Raw genomic sequence first — 21380 nt, 5'->3', positions numbered from 1 at the left:
TTGCATCTGAATTCATAATAGTGCTTGATAAATTAATATGAATTGAATAATCTATCGATACTTGTTTTAAAGTACTTATATATTTTACCATAAACGATATTTTTTATAGATTTTTATAAATAAAAATATCCCCAGCAAAAATAGCTGAAGATTTTTAAATATATAAAATTAAATAATTTTATAGATAACTATCACTTAACATCTTTACGTGATAAAGGCATTGACATACAACGAGCATTACCCATACCTAATGATAATTGGTTACCGTGGAATGGAAGAACTTTAATTCCTGCAGCTTCTAAAGCAGCATTTGTTTTTTCATTACGTGCATAACCAATAACAACTCCTGGTTTAATAGCTAAGTAGTTTGTTCCATCAAAGTGTGTTTCTCTTTCGATTTCAATTTGTGAAGCATGGTTTCCTGCTATAGGAATTAAAACAGGTTTCTTGTTAATAATTGATTGTAATAAACCTTCTAATGGTAAACCATTTTCTTTTGGTTGTGGTTCTTCTCCACCGTTTACTAAATCATAATCTCAGAATTTAAATACATCGTTAGCAATTGGTGAATATAAGAATTTATCTTTATCCAACATTGTTAGTCATGTGTCTAGGTGCATTAAGTTTGTTCATTTAGGAACATTAATTGCAACAATACGTTTGAATTCAACTTCTTTATTTGCCTTAATGTTTTTAGCTAATAAAGTAATTGTGTCTAAGTCAGTTCTTTCTGAAACACCAACTACTAGTGTATCATTGTTGTAAATAAATACGTCACCACCTTCGATTGACATTTTCATTGCTGGGTCATAGTATCATGGGGTGTTAACTAGTTTAGGGTGATTTGAGAATACAAATCTTGAGAATAATGTTTCACGTTGTCTAACTTTGTAACGCATGTAGTGAATTGTAACACCGTTACCTACTGATGCAAATGGGTCACGTGTGAAGTATAGGTTTGGCATTGGGTCCACGATTAATTCGTGATCTGTTTCAATACCTAAATCATATTTTGTGATACCTGCCATCATAAATTCAACCATTTCTCTTGTTGATTTTCTTGATGTTAAGAATTTCTTAACAGCTACTTTGTGTTCTTTTGATAAAACAGGTTCTGAATCTTCTAAAAATTCTTCTATTAATTTTTCTTTTTCAGCTTGTGAAGCTAAATCATATGTTTCTGAAACTAAATCAGTTAATTCAACAACATTAATTCCGTTGTCTTTTAATTGTTTAACAAATGATTTGTGTTCTTTTCTTGCATCATGGCTTTCTAGAATAGCTGAGAATAATAATTCATCAAGTCTAGCTGGTGTAATGTAGTCAATTTCACGTCCTGGTTCGTGAACTAGAACTGTTTCTAATTCACCAATTTCTGAATAAACGTGAATTCCTTTAAATTTACTGTCAAATACAGACATTGTTTTTTTCCTTTCATATAAATCAAATAAATGATGTTATTATAATGCGTATAAATATGCTATGTTAGGTTTATATATTAAAAATCTTTAATGTAATCATTTTAACTTTAGTTAACATGTAATTTATACAATTATATTATACTATTTTTTTACTTTTTTGCTTCTTTGAATGACATTTTTAATAATAAGGTTAAAATTTTATATTTTTCGATTTATTTAAAAGTATAAATTTTTAATTTTTTCTTCTTAAAATAAGGAATTTTTAAATCATTTATTAAATAATTCTTTTTTTTATATAAAAAAGTGGTTTAACATAATATAATTTTTTATTATTAAAGAATTTGGTAAGTTTAAAATAACCAAAATTTAAAAAGTATTGGAGTTAATATGAAAGATACAGAATATAAAACATTATTAGACATCGCAGAAGATGTTTTAAAAGAAAAAGAATCTTTAGATTTTGCAACATTATTTAACAAAATTAAAGAAGTTTTGTTTAATAGATGAAGAATGGAAACTAATTTTAGTATTACCGATGAACAATTGTTAACTAAAAAACGGGGAGAATTGTACCGTTTATTAACAATTGATGGAAGATTTTTCCATAATATTGATGGAACATGAACAACAATTCGCCCAGAACATAATTAATAATATATGTCATTAGTTAATGCAAAAGAAATTTTAAAAAAAGCTTATATAAACAAAAAAGTTGTTTTCCATATTAATATTAACAATTTAGAATGAACTAAACAAGTTTTATTAGCAGCACAATTTACTAAAAAACCTATAATTTTAGGTCTAAGTCCTTCAGCAGCTGATTATTTTGGTGGTTATAAGGTAGCTTATAATATTGTTGTCTCATTAATAGAAGAATTAAAAATTAGTGTTCCTGTTTGTTTGCATCTTGATCATGGAAATTATGAAGACTGTTTAATGGCTATTGAATCTAATTTTAGTTCCGTAATGTTTGATGGTAGCAAGCTCCCATTTGAAAAAAACTTGGAATTATCTAAAAAAATAATAGATATAGCAAAAACTAAAAATGTATCTGTAGAATTTGAAACTGGAAGAATAGGTGGATCTGAAGATAATATTATTAGTGGAATAGTATATTCAAAAATAAACGAAGCTTTAAAATTTAAAGAAATTGGCGTTGATATGTTAGCTATAGGAATAGGCAATGTTCATGGCGAGTATCCTAAGAACTGAACTGGCATTAATTTTAAATTATTAAAAGAAATAAATGAAAAGCTACAAATTCCTTTGGTATTGCATGGCGGTTCAGGAATTTCAAAAAAAGATATTAAACGTTGCATTGAATTAGGAATAGCAAAAATAAATATTAATACAGATTTGCAAATTGCTAATGCTAAAGCACTAGAAGAATATATACAAAATAATAATATTATGGAAAATAAAAATTACAATCCTCGAAAATTATACAAGTTATCAAATCAAAGAATTTTTGACAAAACAGTAGAAATATTAAAAGAATACTAAAAGGATAAAAACATGAAAAAGAAAATACTTATTTTTAGTTTAATACCTCTATTGACAATTAGTTCAGTTGGTTTAGTTCAATGTGCTAATACTTACTCTATAGATTCATTAAAAAAATATAACGATATTAAAAATTTAGAAATAAAATCATATTCTATTTTAATGGAATCAAAAATTATTGAAGAAGCAAATTCTATTAAAAGCAAGCCAATTAGTAATTTTTATAACGAACAAGGAAACAAACATTTAGAAATCGTTTTAAAACTGCTAAAAATGGTGGAAAGCAAAAGCATTAACGAAATTTCTTTGTCTTCTACTGATTCAAAAATAAATGAAAAAATACAAATAATTAATGAAATAACAGAAACTTTAATAAATAAAGATAATTTTATAGATAACAAAGTTTTAGCGGAATATTTAATAGAATATTTTTATTTAAGAACATCAATAACTAATAAAAAAATTCATGACGAAGAATCTTTTAATGAAATAATTAAAAAAGCTATTATTTTAGCTAAAAAATTAAGAAATTTAATTTCTCAAGAATATGAAAATTTAAGTCCAACTCAAAAAGATGAATATAAAAATAATCATCCAAATTATAAATTTATTGATAACAAAATTAGCAATTCAGATTTAGATAAAATTTTAAATATAGAGCCAATAAGTCCAGATGATGATAAGCCTAAACCGGATGATGATAAACCTAACCCAGAAGAAGATGAACAACAAGAACCAAATAAAATTTCTTGAATAGATAAAAAAAATAATCAATTAATTTTAAATAAATATATTTATAAGTTTTCGAATGAATTTAAAGTAATGCATGCCACTAGAGTTATAACTTTAGAAAAAAAAGATGGAGACACAACTGTCTTTAAAAATAAAAACAATAATGAATATGGAAAATTTAGATATTCAGGAGTTGACACCCCTGAAACCTGAAAAAAAGTTAATGGACAATTCGTACCAACTGATGGGCTACAATTGAAGTATGGCACTATGGCTAAAAACTTTACTTCAAAAAATTTAGATGAAGCTAAAGAAATTTGGGTTATACCTCAAAAAACAATAAGCGATTATAACAAGGAAACAAATAAAGAGTATTATGACCATTATGGAAGAATTGTTGGAATAATTGTTGTAGTAAATCAAAAAGATGAAGTTTTTTGTTTGAATGAACAACTAATTTTTAATGGTTTTGCAAAAGTTAGCTATATTAGTTTAGACAAAAATAGCAAATATTATACAATAAATGAAAATTACTATCATTGAATTAAAGATTCAGAAAAAGAAGCTAGAAATAATAATAAGGGAATTTGGGGCGATGATATAAAACAAATATACCCTAAAAAGAATTAAAAGATTTATAAACAAAAAAAGAAACAATTTATACAGTTTCTTTTTTTTACTATTTTATTTTTTAATTTTTTAAGTATGTTTTTAGTATATAATAATACTTGCTAATGTGTACGGGTAAGTACTCAAGTGGTCGAAGAGGCGGTCCTGCTAAGACTGTAGGGGTGTTAAAGCACCCGCGGAGGTTCAAATCCTCTCTTACCCGCCATTTTTTTATTTCTTTTATTTATACATAAATAAAAATTATTATTTAATTTCTGTAATATCTATAGTTTGATAGGTATTATTTATTTTTAATTCTATTGTATAACCTATATAATTTTCTAATTTGTAAATTTCAATTGTAATAGGAATTTTTTTACTTTCTTCACCTTCAAAATAGTATTCAGAATTATTTTCTTCTTTATAATACTCATATCCTAAGCCTCATTTCAAATGAAAAGAATTATTTTTTGTATATTCATAAGGTTTGTTATTGTCTAAAAGGTAACATATTTTTAATTCTTTATTTTTATACTTTAATTTATCCTTATAAGGAATTAAGAAGTAAATTACTTTATCTTTTCCTTTTTCACCCTTTAAAATCCTTTATAGTTATAGATTGATAATTAGGATCAACACTCTTATCTTCTAAACTAAAAATGATATCATCTTTTTTATAAGCGGGTTCTTTTGATAATCCACCTGAAATTGAAACTATTTTTAAGCCTTTAATTTTTTCAATATTTTCATGTAATTCTTTTTTGTCATATTCTGGTAATAGGCCACAAGAAGCAGACACAATAGATATAGGTATAGTAGGGATTATTAATGAACTAAGTAGAAAAAATTTTTTCATTATGATATTATTCCTTTTCTTTTTAAAATTTGTTCAAAGTCTCATCCATCTATAAATTTATTATCATATTTGAAAAATTTATTTTGACTCATATTTGATCTTGATTTATCATTTATTGCGTAATTCATTCCGTGGCTAAATAATTCCTTAGTAACAAAAACCTGACTATCATTTACTTCTTTATTAAAATTTAAGTATTTTTTACTTAAAGGATTAACTTCAATTATTTTGCCATTTGCCAAACTTATTATTGAATATCCTTTATTTACATAAACAACTAGTAATGACCTTAATTTTTTATCAACATCTAAATATTTTGTAAATTTTATTTTAACATCTTTATTTCTAATTATATTTTTATAATCATTTAAAGCATTTTTTTGTGTTAATGAAATATCTATCTCATTATTTTTTTCTATTTTAGCGCTGACAATAGTAAAAGGCACACTTACTAAAGCACTCCCTAAAAATAAAATTTTTTTCAATCAATGTTCTCCTAACTTATTTTTTTATATATAGATAAATACACTCTATATATCTCAATTCTATCAATGAAAAAAGCAATTAAATAATTAATTATATAAAATCAATAAAAAAGCCTTAATTTTTAATACAACTTGATTTTTTGCTTATTTTTTAAAAATTAAATAATGTAATTAAAAAATAAAAATTCAAGCTTTTACAGATAATTAACTGTAATTAAACTTGAATTTATAAAACATTCTAATTATTCTAAATCTGCTTTCATATATTTTATAAAATCATTAACTTCATCAATATTAAAAAGCAATTTTAAAATTTCTAGGGCAAATTCCAAAGAAGCTGAGGGGCATTTCCCAGTTACTATTTTTCCATCAATAGTAACATTTTTTTTATTTCTTTTTAAACCATGCTTAAAATTAGAGCTTATTGGATAGGAACTATAATTAATAGAGTCATCTATAATATTATTTTCATATAAAACATTAGGAGCATCACAAATGGCAAATATATATTTGTTTTTATCTTTAAAATGTTTTATAGCATTTAAAGATTCTTTATCTTTTCTTAATGTTTGAGCTCCCTTGCCACCAGGAATAAAAATTGCATCATATTCTTCTATATTTATTTTATTTTCACAATCTAATTTTAAAACATTTCCTTGCCCCGTAACAGACTTTAAATTTTTGTTAGGATTAAAAATTGTTATTTTATCAAAGTGATTGAAATAATTAAATATAGAATATGTGGTTCCAAGTTCTATATTGTTAAAATCATTATGCACTAAAATTAATAATTTCATATTTTCTCTACATTCTTTCTGGAATATCAAGATCCATTAATTTCATAGCATCAGCTAAGACATTCTTAACCGCTAAAACTAAGGCTGCATAGCTTTCTTCATTTTTAGAATCAATAACCTTTACATTTGAATAAAATGAATTAAAAGCTCCGGCCAATTTTAATAAATAAGGAGGTAATAAATTAACTTTATATGTTTTAGCCATTGTAGATATTAAATCTGGGTATTCTTTTAGTTCCGCTACTAATTTTTGTGAATATTCATCACTCAAATCTTTGGCCTGTGGATTTTTATACGATAATTTTTGTAATAGTTGAACACAACGAGCATGAGCATATTTAATAATATACATTGAATTTGTTTCATCAGAACTGGTTACTTTTTTAATATCGAAATCAATTTTCGAATTATATGATCTTTCAATTAAAAAGAACCTAATTGCATCTTTACCAACTTCATCCATTAATTCTCTTAAGGTTAAAGATGTTCCAAGACGCTTAGACATTTTAATTTCTTTGCCATCCTTCATAACTCTAATCAATTGAAATAAAATTATTTCTAATTGATCTCTTCTATAACCCAAATCTTCAAAAGCAAACTTAACACGTTCAACATATCCAGAGTGATCAGCTCCTCAAACATCAATTATAATTCCTTTTTCCGGGTCTTCTAATTGTCTAAATTTTTGTTCATGATAAGCTATATCGGCACATAAATAAGTTGAATCACCGTTAGTTTTAATAATTACACGGTCTTTATCGTCCTTGCCGCCTTTTGTGGTTTGCAATCAAGTGGCTCCATCTTTTTTATATGTAGTTTTCAATCTTCTAATTGCAGGTCAAACTAAATCTTTTTCATATTGAGCTTTTTCTGATGTATATAAATCAAATCACACTCCAAATTTTTTTAAATCTTCTTCAATATTTTTTAAAGCAAATTCTCTACCAAATTGTCTAAATAATTTTTCTAATTCTGGTGTATATTCAGCACCTTTAAATTGTTCTTTATATTTTTCAAAAAATGCTTGAGCAAATTCTATAATATCTCCACCTCTATATGCATCTTCAGGTAGTTCATATTTTTTATCAAATATTTGTTGATATCTTGAATAAATAGAAATAGCTAATTTATTCATTTGATTTCCATAATCATTTACAAGATATTCTCTAACAACTTTATGACCGGCTTTTTCTAATATGTTTGACAGTGTTGCGCCAATTGCAGCATTTCTTGCATGACCTATATGCAAATAACCAGTTGGATTTGCAGAAACAAACTCTATATTTATTTTTCCTTTATTTTCTTTAGAACCGTTTCCATATTCTGAACCTAGTTTATTAATTAGATTTATAGTATCTGATATAACAGAATTAGATACTCAAAAATTAATAAAGCCTGGTTCTGCGACTTTAATTTCTGAAATTTCTTTATATTTATTTAAATCAATGTTTTTAACAATTTCTTGAGCTATTTCTGTTGCTTTTTTATTTAGTTCTTTTTGCAAAGTTAAAGCAATATTAGTTGAATAGTCTCCGTAGTTTTTTGCCTCCGTTAAAACTACTTTTTTATTAATTTTTAATTTTTCTAAAGCTTCTTCAATTGAGCTTATAATAATATCTTTTGCCGTTTTCATAATATTATAATTATATAATTAAAATTCAAAATGTTTGACTAGTTTTATTACATTAATAAAAAGATATAAAAAGGCAACTATTTACTGTCGCCTTTTTCTTTAGTAGTCTTTGTTGTTCTAGCATTTGATTTAAGTGCTTCATTAAAAATTGAAGCTAATGATGTTACTTTTGTTATTTCTGATGGAAGAATTAAGGTATTATTAGAACCATTTGCTATTTTTTTTAATGTTTCTAATGATTGAAGCAAAATAGTTTTATCATTTGGAACTGAACTATTTAATAATTGCATATATTTGTTTTTTGCTTCTGCTTCAAGAATTATTTCTTGCTTTTTAGCTTCAGCTTTTAATATTGTTGCAATTTTGAAACCTTCAGCTTTTGTTATTTCGCTTTGTTTAATTCCCTCTGCTTCTAAAATTCTTTCTCTTTTTTCCCGTTCTGCCCTCATTTGCTTTTCCATAGCATTTCTTATGTCTTTTGGAGGCAAAATATTTTGTAATTCAACGCGAAGAACTTTCATTCCTCATTTATCAGTGGCTTCATCAAGGACATCTCTAAGTTTTTCGTTAATAATGTCTCTTGAAGTTAGTGTTTCATCTAATTCCATATTACCTATAATATTTCTTAGTGTTGTTGCAGTCAAGTTTCTAACTGCATACATAGGTTGTTCTGCTCCATATGTAAATAGTTTTGGATCAAAAATTTCCAAATAAACAACTGTATCAATTTCCATAACAACGTTATCTTTAGTAATAACATCCTGTTTTGGGAAATCTAAAACTTTTTCTTTAAAAGTGTTTTTTTCAACTATCTTATCAAAGATTAATAGTTTTCAATGTAATCCACTTGTTCATGTTTTATAATATTTACCTAATCTTTCAATAATAAAAAAATCCCTATTTTTAACTACTCTAAGACCTACTAATAATAAAAGAATTATTATGGCTGATAAAGTGCCTAATATACCAAATACAATTCCTAAAATTTGTCCTGTGCTCATCTTATTTTCCCTAATATTTTGTATACTTATATTATAAAATATAAAATTTTTATTATTTAAAATAGCGTTAAATATTAAAAAAAATAATTTTATTTTCTTATTCTTAATAAACTACAATAAATTACTTATAATTTATGATTATGAATATGCAAAAAAAATATTATTTATGTGGTCCAACAGTATACAACTATCCACATATTGGAAATCTTAGACCAACAGTAACTTTTGATATCATGATTAGAGCTCAAAGATATTTAGGCGAAGACATTTATTATTTAAATAACATTACTGATATAGATGACAAAATTATTAAGAAAGCTATTGAAAAAAATAAAACAGAATTAGAAATATCTGAAAAATATTCAAAGTACTATTTAGAATTATTTGATACTTTTAATCTTCAAAAACCTACTAAAATTGTTAAAGTAACTGAGTCATTAAAAGATATGTATGAATATATACAATTAATGATAAATAATAAATCTGCCTATAAAATTGACGGTAATGTTTTCTTTGATGTAAGAAAATTTAAAGATATATATGGGTCAGTAAGCAACCAAAAAATTGATAATTTAGTTACTGATGAATCAAATGAATATGGCAAAAAAAATCCTGAAGACTTTGCTTTATGAAAATCAACAACAGAAGGAATTAAATTCGATAGTCCTTTTGGTTTAGGTAGGCCTGGTTGACATACTGAATGTAGTTGTTTTATATCAAAATACTTTAACGGAGAAACACTAGATATACATGGCGGTGGAATTGATTTAATTTTTCCACATCATGAAAATGAAAACATTCAACATTATTCAATATATAAAAAACCTATTTCAAAAAAATGAATGCATTTTGGAACCTTAAATTATAAAAACCAAAAAATGTCTAAATCAATAGGTAATTTAATTTTTCCACATGATTTTTTAAAAAAATATAGCACGGATACATATAAATTATTAATGCTAACAACAAATTATTCAAAACCTATTAATTTAACTGATGAATTATTAGAAGCAAATCAAGCTATAATTAATAAATTTATAGTTATAAAAAACCAAAATGAATTAAAAAACAATAATAACCCAATTGATGAACAAAAAATTATAGAAATAATAACTAACATAGCTAACTTAAATTTTTCTGAAGCATATAAAGAAATAATCAAATTATCAAAGCAAGAAAAAGATGCAAACACTTTTATTAAAACATTATCTATTTTAGGTTTTATTTTTACTAAAAATAAACTTAACAAAGAAGACATTGAAATATATAAAAAATGACAAAAATTAATAAAAGATAAAGATTATGAACAAGCCGACTCAATAAGAGATGAATTAAAGAAAAGAAACATTATATAATGAAAAACTTTATTTATGGAAAAAATTCAGTTCTAGAAGCACTCGAAAATAATTATCCTATTTTGGAAATTTATTTATTAAAAGGAACTGATAATAAAAAAATTAAATTTAATAAAATCTCTTATTTAAGTATGTCAGAAATGAATAAAATAATAAATGGCAACCATCAAGGATATATAGCAAAAATTGCCCCATTTCAATATTATGATATAGGAACAATAATAAAAGATAAACCTAATCATGTTTTAATTTTAGATCATATTCAAGATCCTCAAAACTTTGGTGCAATTATTAGGTCAGCTAATGTTTTTGGAATTAAACATATAATAATACCAAAAGATCGAGCAGTCGAAGTAACACCTACAGTTTTAAAAATATCTTCAGGCGGTTTTAAAACTATCAAAATTATAAAAGTTGCTAGTTTATTAGAATCAATTGAGTTTCTAAAAAAGAACGGTTTTTGGATGTATGCAACAGCCTTGAATGAAAAGGCTACAAGCTTAAATAAAATCAAATTTAGTAACCCTAGCGTTATCATTGTCGGAAACGAAGGAACAGGTGTATCTAAAACTTTATTAAAAAAATCTGATGAAATTATATATATTTCTCAAAAAGCAAATTCTGTTCAATCGCTAAATGTTTCGGTAGCAACAGGAATAGTTTTATATGAATTGACAAAAGAAAAATAAATAAAATCTCGGCACATTATGTACCGAGTTTTTTATATATAATTTAAAATTAGTTTAAAGTAACTTTTGTTCCGATTTTTTCGTCAATAATGTCTTCTAAATCTTTTAAATCACCGATGAATGCAGCTTTTCCGCCTTCTTCAACGAATTTAATTGCAGCTTGTACTTTTGGCAACATACTGCCTGGTGCAAATTGTTTTTCAGAAATGTATTTTTCTAATTCAGCTTTTGTAACATGTTTTAAGTCCTTTTGGTCTGGTTTACCAAAGTTTACTTTAACATAGTCAACAGCTGTTAGAACTATAAAATAATCTGCATTTGATAAGGCAGCCATTTTTGCTAATGCAAAGTCCTTATCAATAACACCATCAACACCTTCTATAAATCCATTTTTATCTTTAACTGTTGGGATACCACCACCACCACCAACGATTACAGTAGCACCTGAGTTAATGGCATTTTTAATTTGATTAATACCAACAAAGTTGATTGGTTTTGGTGAAGCAACAACTTTTCTAAAACCACGTCCAGCATCTTCAACAATAACACTGTTAGGGTTAGCTACTTCTGCTTCTTCTTTTGAACTAAAGAAAGGTCCTATTGGTTTTGTTGGATTTGAAAAAGCAGGGTCCTTTGGATCAACAATTGTTTGAGTTAAAATATATAGAACTTCATTATCTGTTAATCCTTCTTCTTTGAATGCATTGGTAATGGCATTAACCATGTGGTAACCAATGTATCCTTGTGACATAGCTCCAGCTTCTGGCAATGGCACTAATGGTGATTTTGAATTAACTGAAGCTGCGCTTACAAATCCATTAAAAATCATACCTACTTGTGGGCCGTTACCATGTCCAACGATAACTTCGTGCCCAGCTTTAACTAATTCAGCAATTTTTTTTGCAGGAATTTTTACTAATTCTTTTTGTTCTGCTGGAGTATTTCCTAAAGCATTACCACCTAAAGCAATAACAATTCTACTCATAATTAGTATCCTATTGTAGCTAAAATTACTGCTTTAATTGTGTGCATACGGTTTCCAGCTTGTTGAATTGATTTGTTGTATTTTGATTGGAATACTTCGTCGGTAACTTCCATAGCACCCGTTGCAACAACTGGGTATTTTTTACCTAATTTTTCTTTAATTTCTGATGAGAATAAAGTTTTATCATCATGGAATGCAGGTAAACAGTGTAAGAAAATAACACTTTCTTTAGCTGCCTTAATCATTTTCATATCAACTTGGAAATCACCCAATTCTTGAATACGTGACTCAAATAATTCAAATGGTTCTCCTAATGATACTCAAACGTCTGTGTAAATTGCATCTGCATTTTTAGCAGCTTCAATTTTGTTGTCTGAGAATGAAACTGATCCACCATTACGTTCAAATAATTTTTGAACAGCTTTGTAAACTTCTTTGTGGTCTGGTCCATTTTTAACAATATCTCATTGAGCTTTTGGTCCGCATAGAACAATGTTAACTCCAAAGAATGCAGCACCAATCATTAATGAACGAGCAACGTTATTTTTAATATCGCCAGCAAAAACAATTTTCTTGCCTCTTAGGTCTCCTACGTATTCTTTCATTGTTAAGTAATCAGCTAACATTTGTGTTGGGTGTTCAGCATCAGTTAAACCGTTTCAAACCGGAACTCCTGAATATTTAGCTAGAGCTTCAACATCTGATTGTTTGAATCCACGGAATTCGATACCATCATAAATTTCTCCTAAAACCATAGCTGTATCTTCAACTGATTCCTTTTTACCAAAGTTTGAACCTGTTGGTCCAATGTATGTACAGCTTGCTCCTAAATCAGCAGCCGCTACTTCAAAAGAACAACGTGTTCTTGTTGAGTCTTTTTGGAACATTATAACAATATTTTTTCCTACTAAAGGACGATTGTTAACATGTAATCCTTGCATTTTAGCTTTCTTTAAATCTAAAGAAAGATCTAATAAATAATTAATTTCTTCGGTTGTAAATTTTAGAGCTGTGTCTAAACTACGACCTTTTAAATTCATTGGCATTTTTTCTCCTATTTTGTTTATCTATACTCGTTTAAAAACAAGCATATTTATTTTTTAATATTTTTAGATAGACTTTTAGTGTTTTTATTTTATAAAACACTTTTAAATTATAACAATTTTTTTTAATTTATTATTAATGTAATTTATATAAAATATTAAACAAAATATAAAAATTAAATTTGCATTTTAATATAAAAAAGCATAATTACTCAAATTTTAAATAAAATGCTAATTATGCTTTTTGTTTGTTAAAATAAATTAGTTTTTAAAACCGTTTATTGAAATAGTAATGTTTCATATTTTATTTGAATAATTTAAAGAAACAGATAGTTTTATATTTACAATTCCTGTTGAATTAAATTTAGCGAATTCTTTGCTTTTAATTATTAAAATATCTTCTCCTAAAACAATTTCAAAATCTTCTTCATTTGTAGCTTCTGCTTGAATTGTGCTTTTGTCGCCTTTATAGTTAACATTTATTTTTGATTGAATTTCTGCTTCCGATCATTTGGTAGGCTCGCCAGTTTTTAAATTTGAAATTGTTATAGTTATATTTCCTAATAATTTTCCATAAGCAAATTGTTTGGCCACTATAACCGCAGTTCCCGCAGTTACATCTACTGTATTTGAAACAAATTCATAAGTATAATCTTCACTTTTTGAATTTAAATTGATTGGTAAATCTGTATCTCTTAATGCTTCAGCATAAATTTTTCCATTTATTTCAGTAGTTGTTTCATTTGTAATACCAAATGGCATTTGAACTAATAAATCATTTTGATCAAAAATAAAATCTTTTTTAAAACCTTTAATTGTTTTTTGGTGTCGTGTTATTGTTGAATTATCTTCGGCGTTTTTTTGAATATAATTCACAACTAATTCTCCAACTGTAGAACTATCAATACCAATTAATTGGTATGCATATTTTCCATTTAAACTTGAAAACTCGATTTCTTCTTCTTTTATAGACTTAGATGATCTAGTTATATATTGAGATTCCAATAAATTCTTAATAGTAATTTTGGCATCATTTTCATCTTCTGCTAATTGTTTTTTAAAGCCTTTTATAACTAAATAAGCTTCCTCGCCATTATCGTTGCCTTCTAAGTCTTGTTGTGTAATTCTAACTCTTAATGTTCCTTCTTGTAGATCCTCTACACTTTTTGAAATATAGTATTTGTATTTATTGCTTTTACTTTTACCTTCGTAGCTAAAATTATGCGAAGAATAGTAATTTGGATAATCTGCTTCTGTTAATTTTTTGTTTGACTCATCAGTTAATTCAACAATTACATCAGCCAATATTTCTGCTTCTGCTGAAATTTTAAAACCTGATAATTCTTTTGTAAAAGTATAAAACTTATCTTTTTTTGTAGATTTAATTGTTATTACCACAATATCGTCTGTAGCGCCCTTTACAAAGCTTTGAATTTCTCCAGCTCAACCTTCAGGGTTTGTAATTGTAAATTTTGTACTATCAATTTCTTTAAATAAAGTATTTTCTTTATTTGGATAATCAACTATTGTTTGTGTTTTAACTTGTTCTTCAGTTAATTCAGTTGAAGTCGGTTCTTCTTTAAACCCCGTTAATTCTTTTGTAAATGTATATTTAGTTGAAGATTTAGTTGCTTCAATAGTTAAAATTATTTTTTTATTAGTTGCATCTTTCTGAGCGGCCTTAATAGTAAAAGTTCAGCCTAATTTTGATTCAATAGTTACTTTGTTTTTATCAAAATTCTCTATTTTTACTTTACTGATATTAGGATAAGTTGGATTAGCAAATTTCTTTACCTCATCTTCTTTTTCGATTTTTTGACAACCTGCGGCAATCATCGTTGGAGCTATTGCTAACCCAGGTATAAAACCTAATAGCATTAAATATTTTTTGTTAATTTTCATTAATTTTCCTTTCTAAAAATTGTCTATATATAAAATGTTTTATATACCTTAATTTTAGCAAAGTTTAAAAAGAAAAAAATTTTAAGAAAATTTATTGCAAAAAACAAATATAAAATTTAATATTTTTTAACAAAAATGTTAATTTTGTTCTAAAAAATAAAAAAATACCTATTTATAATTAAAAACAGGTATTTAACAGTATTAAAAAATAAAAATAATTTTAAACATTGTCTCTATCTTGTTCAGAATATTTATAATATAAATTTTCGATTTCATTATATATTTCTTGTCTTAAAACTGCTCTATTATAAGCACTATTTTTATCTCTAACAGATGGGTATTTATTTTTTTAAAGTATCCTTTAACCAAATTTAAAAAAGAAGTGCCTTCAAGACTAATTTTCTTAGTTAAAAATGAATTATAAAGAAAATCATTTACATCTAATTCATTTAATTCATATTTTATACATATTCCGCTTAAATCTTTTTGATATTGTCGGTTTGTATTTTGCTCAAATTGCTTAATAATTTCTTGATCATGTCATTGAGAAATATTATTGTCCATTACAAATTTTAAAATAAGATCTTTTTTAGATTTAAGACCAATGTTACTATCGATTTTGTTATTAACTAATTCAATAAGTTTTTCTTTTGGTTCTTTTTTATTATATATGATAATTATTCCAATATGACATATTACAAAAAAAGAATTATAATAATAAATATAAAAAAGTTAAAAATGTTAAAAAGTAAAAAAATTTTTATAAATTAATAAAAAAAGCACCCCTAAATTAGCGTATTTAAATAACGTTCTTTAATTTAAATTTTATTTTCGGCTTCTATTAAAATTTCATTTAAATCATCTAAAAAAGGAATAAAATTTTTAAAATCTATATTTTCATAATTTTTATAAACATATTTAGCAAAAATGTTTTTGCTATAGGTTTTTATATAGTCAGTTTTAGATAAATCTGGGTATTTTCACTCAAATTTTTTTTCATTAATTGTTGTTTCTGTAGTTGTATCTAAAAATAAGTTTTCAATTTCTCAATTTTCCTTTTCTATTTTTTTATTTTTATGAACTATTCATATATATAAATTTTCATTTAAATTAATGTAATGATTTTCTTTTAATTTTTCAAATTTAGATTTATCTTTTAATTTATTATTTATTTTTCGCAAGGGTTTATCTTTTCCATCTTCATTATCTAGAAGCAAAATAACTGGATTTTTTGGCTTTTTATTTTTATTGACAATTCTATTTAGATAATTTCAACATCATCCTGTATTCTTATAGTTTTGAATGTCTGTATTGTATAAATTAATAATTTTTTCTAAATTAGAAGCCCCGAAAGAATCAATATTTAAAAAAGTATAAAAATTTATTTACTTTTTTTAAATTTGTTATTTTTATATTTTTATAAATATTTATAATTTCATTTCAAATTTCATTTAATTCTTTGCTAGTTTTTTTATTTACAATTTCTTCTCAAAAATAATTTAACTTTAATTTAATTTTTTCAAAACTTGTTTTATTCGCAACTATCTTAGATTTAAAAATTTCTTTAATTTTTTCAATAGAATCAATAACATATTGAATAATATCTTCTAGTTTTTTGTCATCTATATTTTCTATCACATCTTTTAATATAATTTCTATTTGTTGAAAATTTTTATCTAATCTTTCTTTATAATTTGAAAATTGTTTATTTTCTTTAGCTAAAAATTTGACTTTATATGAAAAAGTACCATTTAAATTTTTTTGTATTATGTTAGGATATTTTTCATAAAATTTTTTTAATGCTGCCTTAATATACAAAATATCTGTTTTCCCCTCAGTAATTATTATAGGCTTAGACGGATTATAAAAAAATTTATAAAATAAAAATAATTTATATTGTTTTTCCCTTGAATTTAAAACATAATAAAAATCTTTATTTTTATTTTCATACTTATTTGATTCTATATTGTTAAATTTATCTATTTGATTTATAAAGCTAAAGCGTCCTTCTAACTGGTTTAATTTTCCTATCTTGTCATTTATTTTGAAATATCCATTTCTATAGAAATTCAGGGCCATTGATTTAGTATTTTTATAAAATTCTCTACGGACAGATAATTTTTGGTTAACAACTAATCCCGTCACCCTTTGACGAGATTTATAAAATTCTATTTGTGTTTTTTTATCATTAATTTTAAATCCATTTTTATTTATGCATTCATTTAATTCTGATATAAAATTTTCGTAAGAATTTAAAAAATTGTTGTCGTTTGTAGAAAATGTCATATCGTCTGCATATCTTGTATATTTTAATTTATATTTTTTTGATAATTTTAATATTTCATAATCAATAGTTCTAAATATTAAATTGCTCAAAATAGGTGAGCATGGTGATCCTTGAGGCAAACATTGTTTATAGCAAAGTAAATTAGATATTAAAATAGAAATTTTTTTTACTGTATCATTATTTTTAGAATTAATTTTGAATTCTTTACTTTTCATAAAAAAACCACAAATTCTTCCAAAATGAAATGAATCAAAAAAATTTTTAATATCAACGTTTAAAACATATTTTTTATTTCTATGATTTTTTGCATTATCAATGATTCCGTTGTTTTTTTTAAAACCGAAAGATATTTTATCTTTTATTTTTTTCTCTTTTGTATAATTCAAATGACGATTCTTTAAAATAATAAACAGCTTATTCAATGCTTTTTTTAATTCTTTTTTTGGAGCATTAATAGTTCTTTCGCCGCCTAATTTTTTGGTTATAGTAAATTGTGTGTACAATTTATTTGGCTTGTTAGAATTATTAGAAAAATAATATAACTTATTTATTGTTATATTTAATGCTTTTGCTAGATCTTCAACTTTTTTAATTTCTTCAAATTTTTTCATAATAAAAAAACGCGAGCTATTACCTTTATATTTACTTGACATAGTCAATCATTCGTAACATATAGTGTTATCGAAGGAATATAGCAATTGTAGATTATTTCTACCATTTTTGTCTTAGTTTGAGATACCCAAACTTTTTCTAATTACTCGCTAATAAAATTATAGCATTATTATAAAAATTTAAAAACATATCAAATAATAAAAATTAGTTAAAAGTTTAGCAAAAACAAAAATTTTTATTTTTTATTTGAAAATATAATTATATTTTGCAAGATTTTATAAAAAATAATTACTTAATTTACTTTATTTTGTCTTTATTTTTTAATTTCATAATAAAAACCCCTAAAGTTATTCCATTGTTTGGTCCGACTTTAGGGGTACTATAGCTTACACAAATATTTTATTAATAAGGTGTTAAACTTAAATTTTTGATTTAGCAATCTAGAAAATTCTAACTTTCTATGATTTTTACTTATGTTTTTCAAACCTACTTTTTTATTATGATGCAAATTGTGAACTAGTTATTGTTTTTGAAATACTATTATGATTTAAAGCAACACCATCCACTTTTAATACAATAAGAATAACAAATTTATCGCTTTGTTTAGATACTTCAAAATAAGATATTTCTACTGGCAGAGTATAAGTGCCATTTAATTTACCTTTAATTTCATTTTTAAAAGTATTTAAAAAAGTTTTGTTTGAAGGATATTCTATGACTACATTTTCAAGTGCTTGTTCGGCAACATTAGCTCTTAAAATAGATTGAGAATACAAATCAGTCATTTGACTAATAATTGTTGAATCATCTAAGTCAGAAGCAAAATAATCAATATTGCCTTCTATTTCTTTTAATTTATCTAGATACGTTTTTTGTATATCTAAATATTTTTTAATTGTAGTATCATTTTCACCTTTATTTAAATTATTTTTATAAGAAGCATAAATATTAATCATTTTTCCTCTGTTTAAATTCAATAATTTAATCTTTGGTTCTAAATAATCAATAGCTTCTTGTAAAAAATTAAAATTATTAGGGTCTTTATTAAAAATTTTATATGCTTCTGTTTGATGTCTTATCATTCATTGTCCAACTACTGGAGGAGTAGACGAATCTATTTGACGTATTTTTTGAATATAACTTTGAAAAATCCTATTATATTCTTCTTTTGCACGAGCTTTTAATTCAGATAATCTTTCTTTAGATCTATTTAAATTTGTATTAAGTTGATCTAAATGTTCTTGTATTGGAGCTTTTTGATTAACATCAATATTATTTTGATTGTAAACATCTTGTATTTTTTGAATTATAGGCTCAAATTTTTCAATATTTTTTTTAGCCTCAGTTGGGTCTATTGAATTATTTGTGTATGTTTCATCTATTGCAGATTTTATTTTTTTATTAGCTTCATTTAAAGCGTTAATTACATTTTTCTGTCTTCTTAATTCAGCTTCATTCAATTTTTTATGTGCTTCTTTTGATATTTCATTATATTCATCAATTTTTAGTTTGAAATTGTCTAAAATCGGTTTCAAAAATGAATTTTTATCTAAAGCTAATTTCTCATATAAATCTGTTGCATTACTTATTGAACTATCTAAGTTTGGTAATGTATTTTTTAAATATTCAATATCATCTGGATTTTTATTTAATTCGTCAGCCTTAAGCTTCATATCATTTATAAGTTCTTCAATAGCATCTTGAATTTTTTGAATATAACTAGGAATAGAATTAGTATTTATTTCATTAACTAAATTTTGTAGTTCCAAAACTTTATCTTTTATTTCTTGTTTTGAATCTTCTGTTATTTTTTCAAAAGATTTTAAATTATTTTTTTGATTATTAATTTCATTAATTAAAATTCTTGTCTTATCTGTTAAGTTTTCAACTTTGTTTTGGTTATTTAAAACATCTTGATTTTTATTGTTGATTTCTTCAATGCTTTTGTTTATTAAATTTAAATTTTTAATATTTTTTAGGTCTTCTATTGTTTTTTTAGATTCATCTATTTTATTTTTTAAATTTTCTAAAGATGAATTAATATTAGTGTCTTTTTTATTTTCTTCATTATTATCTTTTTCATATTCTTTTTCAATTTCTTTAGTTTTATTTTCTAATGAAGATAATTTTTCATCTAATTTATTTAAATCATCTTTTGAATTTTTGGTTTTATCAATAACTTCATTTAAAATTAAAATTCTTTTATTAATTTCAGTAATTGTTTTTGCTTTTGAATCATTAGCGTCTTTTATATTTGAATCTGTTTTATTACTTTTTTGAGCTTTATTTTTGTGTTTCAAACCAAAATAAATAGCTGTTCCTGCCGCTCCTAAAACTGCAATAGTCCCCAGCATTGAACCTAATATAATTCCAGCTTTTTTGGCTTTTGGTTTTTTAACATTAAAATTGTTTATTTTTTTATCATTTGGGGTCAAAATTTTTCCTCTTTCTGCATTGCATGCTGTTAATCTAAAAAATTATACTAAATTTGTTTAAAATTTACAAAAAAAATACTAAAATTAAGCAAAAAAATAGGCCTAAGCCTTATTTTTTTATGAAGTAATAATTTATATATTATTTTTATTTTAATTGGATTAATTAAAATGCCTTTTTCATAATTCTTCTACTTCTTCGTATTCTGCTTCTTTATTAGATGAATTATGTCTTGTATAAATAGCATAAGAATATGTTTGGTCATATTTTTTTAACAAATAATATGGAGCATCTATATTTTTTTCTATATCAAGAACAAGTATTTCGATAGATTTATAGTAAATAGTTTTAACTTTAACTTTAGGAATTTTCTTTCCCGCAAAATCTTTTTCTTTTAAAAGATTGTTCAAGTATTCTTGATTCAAAAGTTTTTTATCTTTTTCTATTAAACCACAAACATTTCCTTCATCGTCCACACCATATATTAAATATGAATTATTTCTCTTTTTCGATTCATCATCTTTATATAAATTATTAGCCATTGAAATTATGTCTTTTAGAAGATCGCTTGTTTTATTTTTATTATCACTACTAAAATATTCTTTTTTATAATCACAAAAAGATAATTCTTTTTTATTATCTATTAGTTCAATAATATCCAAATTATTTTTTTCTAAATCAATTTTTTCGTTTCAAAAATTTTCAACTAAAGTTTGTAAATATATATCATATTTAGCTTTTTCACCATTTACTACAATTTTTGTATTACTCTTTTTATCAAAATGAACGTTTACAACAGCTTTTGAATTTTTAAAATTAATTAAATAATGCCATTCCGTCTTTTTAGTATTTTCTTTAATCAAATATCCTATGTTATTTAAGTTCTCTATTAGTTTCTTGATTTTTTCTTCTTGTTCTTTATTCATAATATTAAAATTATATGACTATATTTAAAAGAAATTTAAATTCCTGTTTTATGTTTTACTAGAAAATGCACAATAAGCACATTATAAAAAATTTTTAATATACTTTATTTC

The 21380-nt window shown here is 24.4% G+C and carries 20 protein-coding genes and 1 tRNA gene; 6 read left to right on the top strand and 15 right to left on the bottom strand.

Translation table 4 applies throughout. The features are described from left to right. Positions 1 to 188: 188 nt before the first annotated feature. Entirely contained in the window at positions 189 to 1421 is a 1233-nt protein-coding gene (arcA, locus tag DMC14_RS02965; RefSeq protein WP_137412674.1) for an arginine deiminase, read from the bottom strand. A 387-nt stretch (positions 1422 to 1808) separates the two neighbouring features. Here arcA and rpoE point away from each other — a divergent pair, with 387 nt between their 5' ends. The 4 genes from rpoE (at position 1809) to DMC14_RS02945 (ending at position 4491) form a co-directional block, all read left to right on the top strand. Beyond that, a complete protein-coding gene (gene rpoE / locus DMC14_RS06520; protein ID WP_116171735.1) occupies positions 1809 to 2072 on the top strand; it encodes a DNA-directed RNA polymerase subunit delta in 264 nt (87 codons plus the stop codon). 6 nt (positions 2073 to 2078) lie between these two features. After that, positions 2079 to 2924 carry a class II fructose-bisphosphate aldolase gene (locus DMC14_RS02955; RefSeq protein WP_116171734.1) on the top strand — a complete coding sequence of 282 codons (846 nt, stop codon included), beginning with the start codon at positions 2079 to 2081 and terminating at the stop codon, positions 2922 to 2924. 12 nt (positions 2925 to 2936) lie between these two features. Next, entirely contained in the window at positions 2937 to 4286 is a 1350-nt protein-coding gene (locus tag DMC14_RS02950; protein ID WP_116171733.1) for a thermonuclease family protein, read from the top strand. Between the two features lie 112 nt (positions 4287 to 4398). Continuing rightward, positions 4399 to 4491: transfer RNA gene (locus DMC14_RS02945), tRNA-Ser, on the top strand. Between the two features lie 38 nt (positions 4492 to 4529). Here DMC14_RS02945 and DMC14_RS06515 read toward each other — a convergent pair. The 6 genes from DMC14_RS06515 to DMC14_RS02915 form a co-directional block, all read right to left on the bottom strand. Then, positions 4530 to 4718: a hypothetical protein gene (locus tag DMC14_RS06515; RefSeq protein ID WP_116171732.1), complete on the bottom strand. Its 189-nt coding sequence runs from the start codon at positions 4716 to 4718 to the stop codon at positions 4530 to 4532. 121 nt (positions 4719 to 4839) lie between these two features. Continuing rightward, positions 4840 to 5121, bottom strand: coding sequence for a hypothetical protein (locus DMC14_RS02935; protein WP_116171731.1), 282 nt, complete (start codon positions 5119 to 5121; stop codon positions 4840 to 4842). Continuing rightward, on the bottom strand, positions 5121 to 5606 hold the full coding sequence (locus tag DMC14_RS02930; protein ID WP_116171730.1) for a hypothetical protein: 486 nt from the start codon (positions 5604 to 5606) through the stop codon (positions 5121 to 5123). The genes DMC14_RS02935 and DMC14_RS02930 overlap by 1 nt, the downstream gene beginning before the upstream one ends. A gap of 242 nt (positions 5607 to 5848) precedes the next feature. Then, positions 5849 to 6403, bottom strand: coding sequence for a DJ-1/PfpI family protein (locus tag DMC14_RS02925; protein ID WP_116171729.1), 555 nt, complete (start codon positions 6401 to 6403; stop codon positions 5849 to 5851). A gap of 7 nt (positions 6404 to 6410) precedes the next feature. Beyond that, positions 6411 to 8036 (bottom strand): arginine--tRNA ligase, encoded by a 1626-nt coding sequence (gene argS / locus DMC14_RS06510; protein ID WP_116171728.1) that lies wholly within the window; start codon positions 8034 to 8036, stop codon positions 6411 to 6413. 77 nt (positions 8037 to 8113) lie between these two features. After that, positions 8114 to 9037 carry an SPFH domain-containing protein gene (locus DMC14_RS02915; RefSeq protein ID WP_116171727.1) on the bottom strand — a complete coding sequence of 308 codons (924 nt, stop codon included), beginning with the start codon at positions 9035 to 9037 and terminating at the stop codon, positions 8114 to 8116. 140 nt (positions 9038 to 9177) lie between these two features. Between DMC14_RS02915 and cysS the strand changes: the two genes are divergently transcribed. Further along, a complete protein-coding gene (gene cysS / locus DMC14_RS02910) occupies positions 9178 to 10392 on the top strand; it encodes a cysteine--tRNA ligase (protein WP_116171726.1) in 1215 nt (404 codons plus the stop codon). Continuing rightward, positions 10392 to 11081 (top strand): 23S rRNA (guanosine(2251)-2'-O)-methyltransferase RlmB, encoded by a 690-nt coding sequence (rlmB, locus tag DMC14_RS02905; RefSeq protein ID WP_116171725.1) that lies wholly within the window; start codon positions 10392 to 10394, stop codon positions 11079 to 11081. The genes cysS and rlmB overlap by 1 nt, the downstream gene beginning before the upstream one ends. Positions 11082 to 11130: 49 nt before the next feature. On the opposite strand, the gene arcC is transcribed toward rlmB, so the two are convergent. The 8 genes from arcC to DMC14_RS02865 form a co-directional block, all read right to left on the bottom strand. Then, positions 11131 to 12066, bottom strand: a complete 936-nt coding sequence (gene arcC, locus DMC14_RS02900) for a carbamate kinase (RefSeq protein WP_116171724.1) — start codon at positions 12064 to 12066, stop codon at positions 11131 to 11133. Positions 12067 to 12068: 2 nt separating this feature from the next. Continuing rightward, on the bottom strand, positions 12069 to 13112 hold the full coding sequence (argF, locus tag DMC14_RS02895; protein WP_116171723.1) for an ornithine carbamoyltransferase: 1044 nt from the start codon (positions 13110 to 13112) through the stop codon (positions 12069 to 12071). A 258-nt stretch (positions 13113 to 13370) separates the two neighbouring features. Then, on the bottom strand, positions 13371 to 15011 hold the full coding sequence (locus DMC14_RS06505; protein ID WP_116171722.1) for a lipoprotein 17-related variable surface protein: 1641 nt from the start codon (positions 15009 to 15011) through the stop codon (positions 13371 to 13373). Between the two features lie 291 nt (positions 15012 to 15302). Next, positions 15303 to 15683 (bottom strand): type I restriction endonuclease subunit R, EcoR124 family, encoded by a 381-nt coding sequence (locus tag DMC14_RS06500; RefSeq protein ID WP_277870959.1) that lies wholly within the window; start codon positions 15681 to 15683, stop codon positions 15303 to 15305. A gap of 146 nt (positions 15684 to 15829) precedes the next feature. Further along, a complete protein-coding gene (locus tag DMC14_RS06495; RefSeq protein WP_116171720.1) occupies positions 15830 to 16228 on the bottom strand; it encodes a hypothetical protein in 399 nt (132 codons plus the stop codon). 121 nt (positions 16229 to 16349) lie between these two features. Next, positions 16350 to 17909, bottom strand: a complete 1560-nt coding sequence (locus DMC14_RS02875) for a reverse transcriptase domain-containing protein (protein WP_175393447.1) — start codon at positions 17907 to 17909, stop codon at positions 16350 to 16352. Between the two features lie 498 nt (positions 17910 to 18407). Continuing rightward, entirely contained in the window at positions 18408 to 20345 is a 1938-nt protein-coding gene (locus DMC14_RS02870; RefSeq protein WP_116171718.1) for a coiled-coil domain-containing protein, read from the bottom strand. Positions 20346 to 20504: 159 nt separating this feature from the next. Next, a complete protein-coding gene (locus DMC14_RS02865; RefSeq protein ID WP_116171717.1) occupies positions 20505 to 21269 on the bottom strand; it encodes an ATP-binding protein in 765 nt (254 codons plus the stop codon). Positions 21270 to 21380 lie beyond the last annotated feature (111 nt).

Source organism: Metamycoplasma phocicerebrale, from assembly GCF_003383595.3.
In the GTDB taxonomy this organism is placed as follows: Bacteria; Bacillota_I; Bacilli_A; order Mycoplasmatales; family Metamycoplasmataceae; genus Metamycoplasma; species Metamycoplasma phocicerebrale.
Note: the sequence above shows the minus strand (reverse complement) of the source record. Positions and strands in the feature narration are given on the sequence as shown.